The sequence below is a fragment of the Endozoicomonas euniceicola genome, from assembly GCF_025562755.1.
In the GTDB taxonomy this organism is placed as follows: Bacteria; Pseudomonadota; Gammaproteobacteria; order Pseudomonadales; family Endozoicomonadaceae; genus Endozoicomonas_A; species Endozoicomonas_A euniceicola.
Genome location: NZ_CP103300.1, coordinates 1,299,453 through 1,314,144, shown reverse-complemented (window position 1 = coordinate 1,314,144; position 14,692 = coordinate 1,299,453). Strand labels below are relative to the sequence as shown.

11 protein-coding genes are annotated in these 14,692 nt (G+C 47.3%); 4 read left to right on the top strand and 7 right to left on the bottom strand.

Annotation, left to right across the window (positions count from 1 at the left end; translation table 11 throughout):
- The first annotated feature begins 111 nt into the window (after window positions 1–111).
- The 3 genes from glgC to glgB all read left to right on the top strand — a co-directional run bounded on the left by glgC (window position 112) and on the right by glgB (window position 5,122).
- Complete coding sequence (gene glgC, locus NX720_RS05120; protein WP_262599839.1) at window positions 112–1,335, top strand: glucose-1-phosphate adenylyltransferase; 1,224 nt, start codon at window positions 112–114, stop codon at window positions 1,333–1,335.
- Window positions 1,325–2,785, top strand: coding sequence for a glycogen synthase GlgA (gene glgA / locus NX720_RS05115; protein WP_262599837.1), 1,461 nt, complete (start codon window positions 1,325–1,327; stop codon window positions 2,783–2,785). Before glgC ends, glgA begins: the two co-directional genes overlap by 11 nt.
- A 138-nt stretch (window positions 2,786–2,923) precedes the next feature.
- Window positions 2,924–5,122: a 1,4-alpha-glucan branching protein GlgB gene (glgB, locus tag NX720_RS05110; protein WP_262599835.1), complete on the top strand. Its 2,199-nt coding sequence runs from the start codon at window positions 2,924–2,926 to the stop codon at window positions 5,120–5,122.
- 229 nt (window positions 5,123–5,351) lie between these two features.
- Here the strand turns inward: glgB and NX720_RS05105 are convergent, their stop codons facing one another.
- Complete coding sequence (locus NX720_RS05105; protein ID WP_262599833.1) at window positions 5,352–6,488, bottom strand: hypothetical protein; 1,137 nt, start codon at window positions 6,486–6,488, stop codon at window positions 5,352–5,354.
- 217 nt (window positions 6,489–6,705) lie between these two features.
- A complete protein-coding gene (locus NX720_RS05100) occupies window positions 6,706–7,809 on the bottom strand; it encodes a hypothetical protein (protein WP_262599832.1) in 1,104 nt (367 codons plus the stop codon).
- A 296-nt stretch (window positions 7,810–8,105) separates the two neighbouring features.
- Here NX720_RS05100 and glgX point away from each other — a divergent pair, with 296 nt between their 5' ends.
- Window positions 8,106–10,265 (top strand): glycogen debranching protein GlgX, encoded by a 2,160-nt coding sequence (gene glgX, locus NX720_RS05095; RefSeq protein ID WP_262599831.1) that lies wholly within the window; start codon window positions 8,106–8,108, stop codon window positions 10,263–10,265.
- On the opposite strand, the gene NX720_RS05090 is transcribed toward glgX, so the two are convergent.
- From NX720_RS05090 to tnpA, 5 genes are all read right to left on the bottom strand, one after another.
- Window positions 10,201–11,088, bottom strand: coding sequence for a class I SAM-dependent methyltransferase (locus tag NX720_RS05090; RefSeq protein ID WP_262599829.1), 888 nt, complete (start codon window positions 11,086–11,088; stop codon window positions 10,201–10,203). The genes glgX and NX720_RS05090 overlap by 65 nt on opposite strands.
- A gap of 93 nt (window positions 11,089–11,181) precedes the next feature.
- Complete coding sequence (locus NX720_RS05085) at window positions 11,182–11,832, bottom strand: DUF2726 domain-containing protein (protein ID WP_262599828.1); 651 nt, start codon at window positions 11,830–11,832, stop codon at window positions 11,182–11,184.
- Between the two features lie 300 nt (window positions 11,833–12,132).
- On the bottom strand, window positions 12,133–12,441 hold the full coding sequence (locus NX720_RS26850; protein ID WP_318654089.1) for a cold shock domain-containing protein: 309 nt from the start codon (window positions 12,439–12,441) through the stop codon (window positions 12,133–12,135).
- Between the two features lie 366 nt (window positions 12,442–12,807).
- On the bottom strand, window positions 12,808–14,007 hold the full coding sequence (locus tag NX720_RS05075; RefSeq protein ID WP_262599827.1) for an FAD-dependent oxidoreductase: 1,200 nt from the start codon (window positions 14,005–14,007) through the stop codon (window positions 12,808–12,810).
- Window positions 14,008–14,219: 212 nt separating this feature from the next.
- On the bottom strand, window positions 14,220–14,648 hold the full coding sequence (tnpA, locus tag NX720_RS05070) for an IS200/IS605 family transposase (RefSeq protein WP_262599826.1): 429 nt from the start codon (window positions 14,646–14,648) through the stop codon (window positions 14,220–14,222).
- Window positions 14,649–14,692: the final 44 nt, after the last annotated feature.

Below are 14,692 nucleotides of genomic sequence, written 5' to 3'. Positions count from 1 at the left end.
GTGGAGCTTTGTTGGAGTAACAACATCTGAGCAATAACAGGTGATCGACAAAGGCGTTAAGGAAGACGGCACGATAAATGAAGTATTTTAGCTATCAGGGAGTAAAGTTTAGTGTCTTCAATTCTTTCTATGATTCTTGCCGGGGGGGAAGGTTCCCGTTTATCACCATTGACTGGGGACCGTGCCAAGCCAGCCGTACCTTTTGGTGGTCAGTATCGTATTATTGACTTTGTGCTGAGTAACTTTGTTAACTCTGACCTGCACAAAATCTATGTACTGACCCAGTTCAAGTCTCATTCGCTAAATAAACATCTCCAGCGCTGCTGGAGAATTGCGGGTCTGTCTGACAAGTTTATTGATACCCTGCCAGCCCAGATGTGGACAGGTCAGGAGTGGTATCAGGGCACTGCGGACGCCATTTTTCAGAACCTGCATCTGATAGAGTCCCAGGACCCGGACCAGGTCGTGATCTTTGGTGGCGATCATATCTACACTATGGATGTGCGCAAGATGGTCAACCTGCATGAAAAGTCCGAAGCAGCCCTGACCGTTGCAGCGATTCCGGTTCCGGTGGAAGACGCTTACCACTTCGGCATCATCGAAGTTGACGAAACTGGTCGTATGATCGGTTTTGAAGAGAAGCCAAAGGAAAACCCCAAAACCATTCCGGGCAATCCGAAGTACGTTCTGGCTTCCATGGGTAACTACATCTTTAAGCGTGAATGTCTGGAGCGTGTTCTGCGTGAAGACCACCTTGATGAAGAGTCCCGCCATGATTTTGGTAAAGACATTATTCCAAAGCTGTTCCCGAAAGAGAAAGTGATGGTTTATAACTTCGGTGAGAATAAAGTGCCGGGTAGTGACAAGAGCGGTTACTGGCGTGATGTGGGTACGCTGGACGCTTACTGGGAGGCCAATATGGATTTGCTGTCTGCTAATCCACCGATTGACCTGCACAACCTCAAATGGCCAATCAATACTTATGTGCCACCATTCCCGCCAGCACTGATTGCTTATAATCGTGAATCCCGGGAAGGGCAGATTAACGAGTCCATGATCGGCACTGGCTGTATCTTCAACGATGTATTTATGGATCGTTCCGTTGTCGGCTATAACGTTGAGATTGGTAAACAGACCCATGTATCGGATTCTGTGATCCTGCCGAACGTCAAGATTGGCGAAGGCTGTGAAATCCGCAAGGCGATCATCGATAAGCGTGTTGAGATTGCTCCCGGCACGAAAATTGGTGTGAATCTTGAGGAAGACCGTAAACGGTTCAAGGTAACAGAGAGCGGTATTGTTGTTATTCCAAGGAGAACCAAGGTTGGCTTCTGACCTGTACTCTAATCTCAACGTCGTTTTTGCAGTGTCTGAATTCGACGGAATCGTTAAAACCGGGGGGCTGGCCGATGCGGCTGGCGCCCTGGCACCCGTAATGGAAGCGGCTGGCCACCGGGTTAAGGTGATCATGCCTGCTTATCGAGCTGCGCTGAGCAAGGTGGAAACCGTGTCCATCGCAGGCGGTTGTGTACGTATGAATCATGGTGAAACCCTGTGGTTCGGGATTCGCCATGGTCAGTTTCGTGGCACTGACGTGTACTTTGTTGAGTACGATGAATTCTTTGACCGTGGTGGTATCTACGGCGAAGGCGGTCAGGGTTATCACGACAACAGTCGTCGTTTTGCTTTTTTCAGCAAGGCGGTTCTGGAAACCTGCCGTATCCTTGATTTTAAGCCGGATGTCGTCCATTGCCATGACTGGCAGGCGGCGTTGTTGCCTTACTACCTGAGAGTGGATGAGTGCAGCAATCCTTTCTTTGCCGATACCCGGTCACTGCTGACGATTCACAATGCGGCTTATCAGCAGAAAACCGATGTGTCCCAAATCGACAGTCTGGGTATTGCCTGGCGCTACTTCAATCCGGCCTGTTTTGAAGACTTTGGCATGATCAATATTCTCAAAGGCGGTATTGCCTTTGCGGACAAGATTAATACGGTCAGCCCTCAGTATGCCAGGGAGCTGTTGACACCTCTGGGCTCTCACGGCCTGATGGACAGCTTCAAACGCCGGGAAACGGATTTGTCCGGTATTTTGAATGGCTGCGATTACACACAGTGGAGTCCTGAAACCGATACGCTGATTCCGGCACGTTTCTCCCGGGCTGACCGTGCCGGTAAGAAAGAATGTAAAACGGCACTGCAACACCGTATGGGTTTGCCGGTGGATCACCATAAGCCGGTTTACGGACTGGTCAGCCGTCTGGCGGGGCAGAAAGGTTTTGATTACCTGATTCCAGCCCTGTGGCGATTTCTGCACAATGATGTGCAGTTGGTCCTGCTGGGTTCTGGCGAACCGCATACGGCAGCTGCCCTGGAAGAACTGGCTCAGGCATTTCCAGACAAATGTCGTTTTTATAATGGGTTTGAGAATCAGCTCGCACACTGGATTGAGGCTGGCTCTGATTTCTTTCTTATGCCATCTCTGTTTGAGCCATGTGGCCTGAACCAGATTTACAGCCTTAAATACGGCACCCTGCCGATTGTCAGACGCGTAGGGGGACTGAGTGATACGGTGGCTGGGTTTGCTGAACACAACGACAAGGGAACCGGTTTTGTGTTCAACAGTACTGATCCACAGGAACTCTTTGACTGTCTACAAACGTCCCTGGATGTTTATTACCAGCATGAGCTGTTCACCCGGTTACAGGATAATGCCATGAGCAAGCGCTTTACCTGGGAACAGGCGGCTGATGCGTATTGCTCGGTGTATCACTCGCTTCGGTGACAATGCACGGCTTATCTCCGGATGATGTGATGACACTGTATTTCAAGACCATGACTGCTTAACAGTAACGTTCTCCCTTTGGGGAATCCGGCGTCCGGATTCCCTGATGTCAGTGGAGTGAAGAGGTTATTTTATTTAATGAATATTGCTGTTCAATCGACAATACCTGCCGCAGAACAGGAACTGGGGCAAGTGCTTTGTGCTTGCCCTTTCTCTTGTCTGGGTCTGCATAAAGCGGCTGATCATAAAGGCCTGGTGCTACGGGTATGGCGTCCGGATGCTGACGCTATTACGGTTATCGAGCAGCCCTCCGGTAAAACGCTGGGTAACATGCAGCGTTTTGAATCGGGTTTGTTTGAGCTGCATTTGCCACGTCGTCGCAAGCTGTTCAATTATGAACTGAGCATTACCGGAGAAGGCGGACACACTTTCCGGGTGTATGACCCCTACCAGTTTGGTCAATACACTCTGCGTGAAGAGCATGTGGATTACGATGCGCTACATCGTCATCAGGGCGCTCACCTGATGACCCATGCCCTGAACGCCAGACGTCAGGTGAAAGGTGTTTTGTTCCGTGTGTATGCACCAAGCGCCCGTACTGTCAGCCTGGTGGGAAGTTTCAACAACTGGGATGGTCGTTTGCATCCCATGGCCAGTGCTGATGATGGTGTCTGGCGTCTGTTTGTTCCGGGTTTGACGGCCGGGGATCTCTATAAGTATGAGATTCATGACAAAGATGGCAACAAGCTGCCATTAAAGGCTGATCCGTTTGGTACTTATTCTGAACAGTGGCCCGGCCTTTCTTCTATTGTCCATGATGACAGCAGATATCAGTGGAAAGACAGTCAGTGGATGGGGCAGCGTGGCGAATTGTACGACAAGCCTCTGTCTGTTTATGAAGTTCATGCGGGTTCCTGGCGTCGTAAAGACGGCAATATCATTATGAACTACCGCGAGCTGGCAAAAGAGCTGGTGCCGTATGTTAAAAAGATGGGCTTTACCCATATTGAGCTGATGCCGGTCAGCGAGCACCCTCTGTATGAATCCTGGGGTTATCAGCCCGTAGGCATGTTTTCTGTAACCAGCCGTTATGGCAGCCCGGATGACTTTAAGTTTTTTGTCGATCAGTGCCACAGGGCGGGCATTGGTATTATTCTGGACTGGGTGCCCGCACACTTCCCGAATGACGACCACGGTCTGGCGAAATTTGATGGTACTGAGTTATACGAGCATCCCGACCCCCGTCGTGGCTGGCATCCGGACTGGAAGACCTGCATCTATGATTTTGGCAAGCCTTTCGTTCAGGACTTCCTGATCAGCAGTGCGCTGTACTGGCTGGAGGAATACCATATCGACGGCCTGCGGGTGGATGCCGTGGCGTCAATGCTGTATCTGGACTATTCCCGTAATGAGGGTGAGTGGGAGCCGAACCGTAATGGTGGTAATGAGAACCTTGAAGCAATTCATTTCCTGAAGCGTTTTAATAAAACGGTTTACGAACGTTTCCCAACGGCGATGACCATTGCTGAGGAATCCACCAGTTATCCCGGCGTATCCAGACCACTGTACGACGATGGTTTAGGCTTTGGCTACAAGTGGAACATGGGCTGGATGCATGATTCCCTGGAATACATGAAACAGGAACCGGTTCATCGTCCGTATCACCATAACCAGATGACCTTCAGTACGGTCTATGCCTGGAGTGAGAACTTTGTGTTGTCGCTTTCCCACGACGAAGTGGTGTATGGCAAAGGCACCCTGCTGACCCGTATGCCGGGTGATGACTGGCAGAAGTTTGCTAACCTGCGGACTTACCTGTCCTTTATGTGGACGCATCCGGGCAAGAAATTGCTGTTTATGGGTTGTGAGCTGGGCAGCTGGAACGAGTGGAACCATCATCAGTCTCTGGACTGGCACCTTGTAGACGACAAAGACAGCCCACACGGAGGTGTTCAGAAGTTGGTACAGACCCTGAACAAACTCTATAAGTCTGAGCCTTCGCTGCATGAAAGGGACCTTTGCAGTAACGGTTTCCGGTGGCTGGTACAGGACGATTATCAGCAGAGTGTACTGGCTTATGTACGTTTCTGTAACGATGGTCATCCGGTTGTTGTCATTAATAACCTGACACCTGTCGTTCGTCATGACTACTGTGTAGGCGTTCCGGCTGCGGGTGAGTATAAGCTGTTGTTAAACTCTGATGATCAGGGCTTTGGGGGTAGTGGTGTGTCTGCGGGTAAAAAGTTTATGACTGAAGCGAGTGGGGCTCACGGGCAGGCGCAGAGCCTGAAGCTGACGCTGCCGCCTTTAGCGACGGTCATGCTGAAGCTGAAGTAATGGCTTATGCGGGCTGGCATTAGTGCATTTCGCTTATGCCTGCCTGCACTCCTGGTCGTCTACTGGAATTCTGTGGGTGATCGTTGCTTCGGACATTGTTGAGCATCTGTCACAATTTGCTCTCTGACCTGATTCGGGATTTTGCGTCCGTCAATATTATTCATTACTGCCTCATCTATGAAGCAGGAGATGATGCAAGACGACAGATGTTACTTATAATACGTGCAAATCAAAAAACCATGCCAGGTTTTTTAATATCTTCTAAAAGCAAATCGTCTAATGTTTGAAAATGATCTGCTGGCGGACCGAAGCGTGACCCTTGGTTGAACCTCAACATTCTTGAACTATGAATCAGAGCCTGTGGACAGATCTTCAAACGATCAGCTAATTCACTGGGCTTTCCAATTGTGTCCTCTGTGTCATAGGGGGTGAGAGGGCTTGTCTTTGGATGGTATTCAAAAACATTGGTCAGGTTTAAAACATGAACCAACGCATCATGACTGGTTAATATGCCCCCCATGCTTTCTAAGAATTTTTTGGAAAAAATATTGCCATAAACTGGAATGAAATGAGTTTTTTTAACGGCTTCTTTCACTTCAGTTAACCTTTCCTGAGATGAAAATGCCCAGTGCTGACCCAATGCCTTTCGAGCATTATCAAGTTCTGTATTAAGATTTTTTATTGAATAAATGTAGTCATAATAAAATTTGTCTCGTCGAAAACTCATTAAATCGTCAAAAATATAACTATTTAAATGTTTGTAATAATCTTCTTCTTCCAATTCACAGCCAATAAGCAAATCCATTCTTTTTTCTATCGAACTCAATAATAGGGGGTCGTTATCAACTATAAGTACAATATCACAGTGTCTCGCAAATTCCGGAGCAGCATCCGGCAGGGAACTTTGTCCAATAACAAGGCCGATCCGGGGCGACTTTGACTGTGTCTCTGGCCGTTTCGCCATATCTGCAATCATTGCAGGAAAATTTAAACTTTTACGATATTTTTTACTGTAATCATTACTATAAAAGTAATGCCCGATGGCTTTGGCTGTATTCTCTTTCGTCAGCTCAGTGGTTGGCAGTGGAAAAGCCTGCTTAATAGCAGTGGCACATTGACTTATTCTCTCTGGGTCGGTAGTGGTCAGACGTCTTGTCGTTCGATCAGAGTGAATATTTTTAGAAGGGGTAGATAAAGTCGATTCCGGTAAGCGTTTGTTGTTTGCTGGTAAAGCCCGGGCAGCACCTGCCAATGAGCCTTGACCGGTTGTGCTTATTGTTATCTCCGGCAACTTTTCTTGCTGCTCCCTGTGATCGACTGTTTGACAGGGTATGCTGCTATTTACAGTAGTTGGAGTTCCGTTCATGTCTTACGTCCTTGTATATTAAGTTCTCTGAATTTGACAATCTGACTGCTATTTAGTTTTCGTTATTAACCATTTTGTTAGTGATTCTTGCACAGAGTATCTTGGCAGCCAGGAAACGGGGGTAGATAGTCAGGCTGGTGATGATGCCCGGTCTATGAGGCAGGAGATTATACCAAACGAAAGATGTTACTTATAATACGTGTAAATCAATATCTTCTTAAAATGAATCGTCTAATGCTTGAAAATGGTCTGCTGGTGGATCAAAACGCGACCCCTTATCCGACCTCAATATTCTTGAACTATGAATAAAAGCCTTTGGAGAGAACTTCAAAATATCAGCTAATTCACTGGGTTTTTCAATTGTGTTCTCTGTGTCATAGGGAGTGCGACGTTCTTTTATTTTTGGATGGTACTCAAAAACATTGGTCAGGTTTAAAGCGTGAACTACCGCATCATGATGGGTCAATATGTTCCCCATGCTTTTTAAGAACTCTCGGGAAAAAATATTCCCATAAACTGGAATAAAATGAGTTTTTTTAACGGCTTCTTTCACTTCAGTTAACCTTTTCTGAGATGAAAATGTCCAGTGCCGACCTAATGCCTTTCGAGTATTCTCAAGTTCTATATTAATGTTTTCCTTTAAAAGATTGTCGTTATAACTAATTTTGCCTCGGCGAAGATTCAGCAAATCGAAAAAAATATAACTATGTAACTTTTTATAATAATATTCTTCTGACTCGCAGCCAGTAAGCAAATCCATTCTTTTTTCTATCGAACTCAATAATAGGGGGTCGTTATCAACTATAAGTACAATATCACAGTGTCTCGCAAATTCCGGAGCAGCATCCGGGAGGGAGCTTTGTCCAATAACAAGCCCGATCCGGGGAGACTTTGACTGTGTCTCTGGCCGTTTTGCCATATCTGCAATCATTGCAGGAAAATTTAAACTTTCATAGTATCCTCCACTGTAATCATTACTATAAAAAAAATGGGAGGTGTTATTAGCTTTGTTTTCTTTTGTCAGGTCAGTGGTTAGCAATGGAAAAGCCTCTTTAATGGCAGCCGTACATTGACTTATTTTCTCTGAGTTGGTGTCAGGCAGACATCTTACCCTGCGACCGAATTGAATATTTTTAGAAGGGGGAGATAGGGCCAGTTCCGGTAAGAGTTCATTGTTTACTGGCAAAACCCGGGCAGCATCTGCCAATGTGCCTTGACTGGTTGTGCTTGTTGTTATTTCCGGCAACTTTTCTTGCTGCTCCCTGTGATCGCCCGTTAGACAGTGTATGCTGCTATTTACAGTAGTTGGAGTTCCGTTCACGCCTTACATCCTTGTTCCTTAAGTTTCCTGAATTTGACAATCTGACTACTATTTAGTTTTCGTTATTAACCCTTTTGTTAGTGATTCTTGCACAGTTACCTTGGCAGCCAGAAAGCGGGGATAGATAGTCAGGCTGGTGATGATGCCCGGTCTATTTGATAATGTATAGGAAATTGAACGACGCTGGATTAAGATATACTGGCAGGTAACTGCTTGACTTCCAGAAGGAAGGCAAGCGGCAGGATTAAGAAAAATAGCGATAAAGAACAATAATCAAAATACAAGGAACTGGTTGTATGAGCAGTGTAAACATACATCCCGCTGCCAGCTATGAACTGGGCGCACGGTTTTATTCTCACTATCCTTTGAACAAAAGCCTGTCGGGTGTGCAGTTTGCCCTTTCAGCGCCCGGAGCGCATAAAGTAGAACTTTGCCTGTTTGATGATGATAACAGGGAAGTAAAGATCACCATCCCGAATCAATACCCCTATTTACGTAACGATGTCTGGCGTCTGTTTGTTCCCGATATAAAGCCAGGACAGCAGTATGGCTATAGGGTTCATGGTGAATGGAACCCACAGGCCGGACAGCGTCACAATCCTGCAAAACTGCTCATTGATCCTTATGCCCGGAAGTTAAACGGTGAAATCCAGTGGCATGATTCACTGTTTGATTACACTCTGGGCGAGAATGAAGAGTGGCGAATCAATGAGCTGAACAGTGCAGAGTTCATGCCTAAGTCAGTTGTCGTTGAACACGAGTTTGACTGGGGAGATGTCGTACCGCCTGCGCATCAGATGACGCGTTCTATTATTTATGAACTTAACGTTCGTGGTTTTACCATGCAGCACCCGGAGGTTCCGGAGGCGCTTAGGGGAACCTATCTGGGCTTATGTCAGCCAGTGGTTATTGATTACCTGAAAGAACTGGGGGTGACTGCCGTTGAGTTACTGCCTGTCACCAGTTTTGGCTCTGAGCATCGGCTCGATAATAAAGGGCTTGAAAATTACTGGGGCTATAACCCACTGGCATTAATGGCTCCCGAAGCCTCACTGGCTGTGGAAGACCCGGTCAATGAGTTAAAGACCATGGTCAAATGCCTGCATCAGGCAGGTATCGAAGTGATACTGGATGTGGTGTTTAATCACACGACAGAGGGAGGTAATGACGGGCCGTGTTTGAGCTTCAGGGGCATCGATAATCAGGGCTACTATTTGTTGCACGACCGCAACCCTGAAGTCAGCATTAATCATTCAGGCTGCGGCAACACCCTGAAAGTTGAAAACCCGATGGTCATGAGACTGGTCACGGACACCCTGAGAATGTGGGTACAGGAATACCATATCGACGGTTTTCGTTTTGACCTGGCACCAGGGCTTGGGCGTAAAAACGGGCACTATGACAGTAACAGTCCATTCTTTCAGACTGTCCATCAGGATCCTGTCTTAAGTTCGGTTAAGTTGATTGCTGAACCCTGGGACTTAGCCGGGGATGGTTATCAGCTGGGTAATTTTCCAAGGCCGTGGTCGGAATGGAATGATCGCTATCGTGACTGCGTCCGTTCTTTCTGGCGTGGTGACCAGGGCTTGCTGGGACAAATGGCTGAGCGACTGTGCGGGTCTTCAGATATTTATCGCTGGAAGGGCAGGGCACCTTCAGCCAGCGTCAATTATATCTGTAGTCATGATGGTTTCACTTTGCATGACCTGGTGTCGTACAGCCACAAGCATAATGAAGCCAATGGTGAGCACAATCGCGATGGTGATGATCACAATTATTCCTGGAACTGTGGCGCTGAGGGAGAGAGCCATGACACCCGTATTATTGCCCTGAGAGAACGTTACAAGCGTAACTTGCTGGTGACTCTGTTTTTGTCAAAAGGTGTTGTCATGATTCAGGCGGGGGATGAGTTTGGTAATACCCAGGGCGGTAATAATAATGCTTACTGCCAGAACAATCCGACTGGCTGGCTGGACTGGAGCTGGCTGGACAATAAAACCCCTGAACAGCAGAGAAACTATCAGTTGATGCGGTTTGTTCGTTTATTGATCAGGGCGAGGAAGGGAAATAGTATGTTGACCCGGGATCGTTTTCTGTGTGGCATAGAAGAAGACCCGGAAAATTATGAAGTGCTGTGGCGTTCCACGGATGGCAGGCTGATGCGTTCGGGAGACTGGCAAAAACCCAGAAACCAGAGCCTGTTCCTGCACCTTCTGGGTGATCAGTCTGACCCCTGCGAATGCAACTTTCTGGTGTTGCTTAACTCAGGAGTTCGGGAGCAGGTATTTAAGCTGCCCAGAGTTGATGGCCTGAAAAAGCGGGAATGTCTTCTGGATACGTCGCAGAGCGAGGTGTTTACCGAGCTTCCGGATTTTACTGAGCGTAAAACGGTTAAGGTATTGCCTCATAGCGTGATGATTTTGAAAGATGGGTGCGATCCTGACTGTCCTGCCTGATAGTCACAAGGCTGCTGGGTTGGTTAAATAGTTTTTTTTCTTTGAGTTGTAGGGTATTTGCCCGAATATAGTACAGTAGCTCTTGTTGTATTGCTTTCGGTTGCTGACTTAACTCTGTACTCAGAATAAAGCACCCAAGTTCCAGTAAGTCTTTCTCACTGTCCCAGATTTCAGTGAGATCCAGATAACCCGGAAGCAGGGTTTCCTCTGCATGCAGTCCAAGGTCATTCAGGTCACTCATTAAATCACAGGTGCAGTAATGTTGGTTCAGTGGTAAGGCGCTGGCGGGAACGAGCGCTTTAAATGGGTGATGGAGCAGTCGTAATGCGCTGGGTAATTGAACAAATAGAACCAGAACCCCGGATTTATTTAACCCTTTCATGGCTGCTTCAATATGCGGTTGGGCGGGTTGTAGCCAGTAAATGGAGTGAGACATCAGGACGATATCCCACTGGGCTTGTAATACGGTTTCCGGGGTAAAGGGTTCAGGGTTGAGTTGTAGCCGACCCGTTAATCCCTGAACATTGTCGTGCAGGTAGTGAAAATGGTCCGCATTCGGTTCAAATGCGGCGTAAAAATCAGGCTTTACTTCTGCCTGCAAAAGGAAGTTTCGGGTGAAAATTCCTTTTGCGGGACCTATGTCCAATAAGCTGAATGCCCTGGAAGAGTGGCAGGCCAGCAGTTTCACCATTGCACTGACCATAAACTCATATTCATGTGACAATGAGTGAAGCAGCTGGAAGGTTTCTGCGTATCTTTGTTTTGTTAATGGCACAGGTGTGTTGACAGGTATGTGCTTACCACTTTCCACTAGAACGTTCATGATAGAGTGATTCTGCAGATCATTGGCACTTAAGATAGTTCAGATTCCTGTCTTTGGTTAACAGGAATCTAAACTCTGATCCGATGCGTATACTCAATCTGAGAGCTTTTTAAGCTTTGCCCCTTTGCAGTCGGGGTACTGGGAACAGACCCAGCATTCTTCACCGGAGTGAGCACCTTTGTTGATGGTTTTCAGCACCATGGGGGATTGGCACTTCGGGCAGGACGGTGGCGTGTCTGTTTCCGGATCCTGTTCCTGCTGTTGTTCAGCCGGTAGTTCAAACTCATCTATGCCACAGGCACCCAGGACTTCCTGACGCAGGCTGGGTACATCCCGGTAGGGTTTGATGTCATATTCAAGCAGGGTCAGCCCGGCGGACTGGCACAACGTTCGGTATCTTTCACTACTGGCATTATTGCCACCAAGCTTTATAACACAAAGTACGTCCATGTCCCGACGGTGACAGACGACAAAGTCAAAGCGTTCGTTTCTGAATTTTTTTAGCAGGGCTTTGCCGCCGCCTTTGCCTTGAAGCACATCGCTGACAGGCATGGCAGGAAAAATAATCAGATGACTGCGAACAGCGATATCGAGCTGCCCGAGAAATGCACGAAACTCTGGAGTAAATAAGGGTTCTTTGCATTCAAGTTGAGCTGGCCTTAGACGTAGCCAGAGGAGAGCAATCAGTGCCAGTGCAATAAAACCGACAGCAGTTGGCAAAATCAGTGGGTGATCCAGAGTCACTGCATTACCTGTACGAACAGTTGAAGATGCAGCTATTGTGACACAGTTGTGACAAGCTGACAGCTACCCAGGCACGTATATTGAGTCAGCAGTCAGATCGGGTCTGAAAATGATAGTGTGACCTGCAAACAGCAATTACTATAAAAATAAAATTGCTGCTGTTCACTTTACATACAGGTATTCCTGCAACAGACTGCAAAACCATTGCCTCTGTTCAGAAAACAAACAGGATTCGGCTTACATTAAACGGTAAGCCGTATCAGAATACTGTTAGTATGTGATCAAGAGTGCTGCCATTCCTCAGGCGGGAAGTATTTCTTCCCGGGAGGCTGGTGTGTCACCCTGCTTGTCACTACCGGTTTCACCACTGTTACCAGGTATTACCTTGGTAGCAATAAGTCCTTTGGGGCCTTGACCAATTTCAAACTGAACGCTCTGCCCTGCTTTCAAGGTTTTAAAACCTTCCATTTCAATGACAGAGTAATGAATCAGTACGTCTTGATTTTCGGTGGCTTCCTGAGCTTGAATAAACCCATATCCTTTAGGGTTATTGAACCACTTTACTGTTCCTTCCAGCATAGCTTCCATTTCCTTCTCGGTCGCTTCCATACAGCGCGATGCCTACAACTTTACATTGAACGAACCGCCGGGAAACTGCAACCTTTATTGTTTTATTTTTAGTCACACTGTTTTTCTGTATCATCCTTGATGCAGTGCTCCTATTACGGTGATGCCCCTCATGCCTGATTATTTGATGAGCATCAGACTGAGATACGATCCTCCATACCTGATGGGGTTTGGATATTGCGCTCCCACAATTAGAAGGTACAGCCGACATTTCCTTATAGAGCATAAGTCATTATAAAACCATCTTGATCAATGTTAATAGTCTTTCATTATACGATTATGGTTGTTTAATAGTTTTGTTACGCGAAGTAGGGGTATAGTGGTTCTTTTTAGGGCAAAAACGCCAGGTCATGGTTTTTTATTGAGTAGTGACTGGTCTTTTTCAGCAGGCAATGGTTTGCGGTATGGCAGAAGGTCAGAACCCACTGAATCATAAAGTGGGGTGGGAAACTGTGCCATAAAACGTTTGTCTATCCAGTTTTTCCAGAGCCATATCAGGGAGCCCTTTGCCCTGAAGGCACCTCTGGAAGCAATGGCGCGACCATTCGCACAGCTAAGCAGAGATAAAAATTGCTGCTGAGGCCGATAAGGCTGAAGGGCTTGGCCATTAAGCCAGGCTTTTAAGTTCTGGTGTAGTACCGGTGCCTGACGCACCGCATAAACACCGCACCTGGCCAGGGCTGTTTCGGTAAAGGCGGCAATATCACCACAGGCAAACACGTTGTCGTGGCTGCATGATTGCAGAAATGGATTGACGCGTATAAAACCCGTTCGATCAGTACTTAAACCACTATGGGCTGTCCAGGGCGCGGGACAGGCCGGTGTGGCAAGGATGACCTGATCATAGGGCAGTTGCCGGCCCGACAGGCTGTGAATGCAATGGTCAGAAACAGAAGCCACCTGAAAATCGGTATGGACCTGAATGCCTTTTTGAGCCAGTTCGTTATTAACCAGTTGTCGTACAGCACGGGAGTGTCCCGGCACGACACCGTTGGAAGTCATGATATGTATGGTTAGCGCTGTGCTGTATCTGAATCGTTCTTTCAAAGCCATGGCGACTTCAACACCCGCTGCACCACCGCCAACCATCACCAGATTAAAAGTCTTTGACTGCCGCTCAAACTGTTTCAGGCGTTCCTGAAGTGTTTCTGACAGCCACGGAAGAAAACGTTCTACAGGTTTAATGCTGATGCAGTCAGGGCCCTCTATTACCCGCTGCTGGGTAGAGCCCGTGTTGATCGATAGCGCATCGTACTTGAGGGTTTGACCGCCTGCTGTGGTGAGTTCGTTGTTGTCAGCGGCCAGCGTGGTGATTTCATCTTCAATAAATTCACTGCCACTGTTTTCTGCCAGCACTTTCAGGTCAATGTGTGCCTCTTCCGGCTGATAGACACCTGCAATCACTCCGGGCAGCATACCGGAGTAAGGGGTGTAGCGAGTGCTCGACAGCAGTACCGGCTGACAGGGCAGGGGTTGCTTCTGTAATGCTTTTAATAGCAGTGCATGAGTATGGCCGCCACCGGCCAGCACAAGGGTATTTTGTTTCATTACGAATGGCTGCTCCGGAAGAATACAGGACTCATTGTTCCATAGTCTAAACTGTTTGCCTCATTCTGTAAGAGGTTAGCCGTTTGGAATCACGAACGTTGTCGTTACTGCCACCGACCATGCTGGTTAATGGGTGACTTAGCAAAATCGTCGTAAACCCTCGCCCAATGCGGGCGGGGATATAAGACGGGAAGGCGCAGAGCCTTCCGCCATCAATCTGGTGTACTCTGGCTATTAACGTAGTCCTTCAGAGTCTCGATAGTTGCACCGCCAGCACTGCAAGCAAAGTAAGACCTTGACCACATTAAGCCTGCTTTGCTCTGAGCAGTAAGGTGGGTATTCAGCATTCGCAACCGTCTTGATGATGTTGATTTGAGATTATTTACCATGACACTGATAGCCAGTTTTGGTGGGTAGGCCACCAACAGGTGTACGTGATCTTTTTCGCCATCCATTTCAAGTAACTGGCATTCCAGTTTTTCACATGCACTCTCGAACGACTCCCGTAACTGCTTGATCATATAGCCATCAAAAAGCTTTCGTCTGTACTTTGTCGTGAACACCAAATGAATAACCAGCTTGGTAACGCTATGTCGTTTGCGAAGATACCCTTTAAGTAAATCTTTATTGTGTGCGCTCACTTGAAAACCTCTTTCAAATACCTGTAATATGAAGTTTATATTAA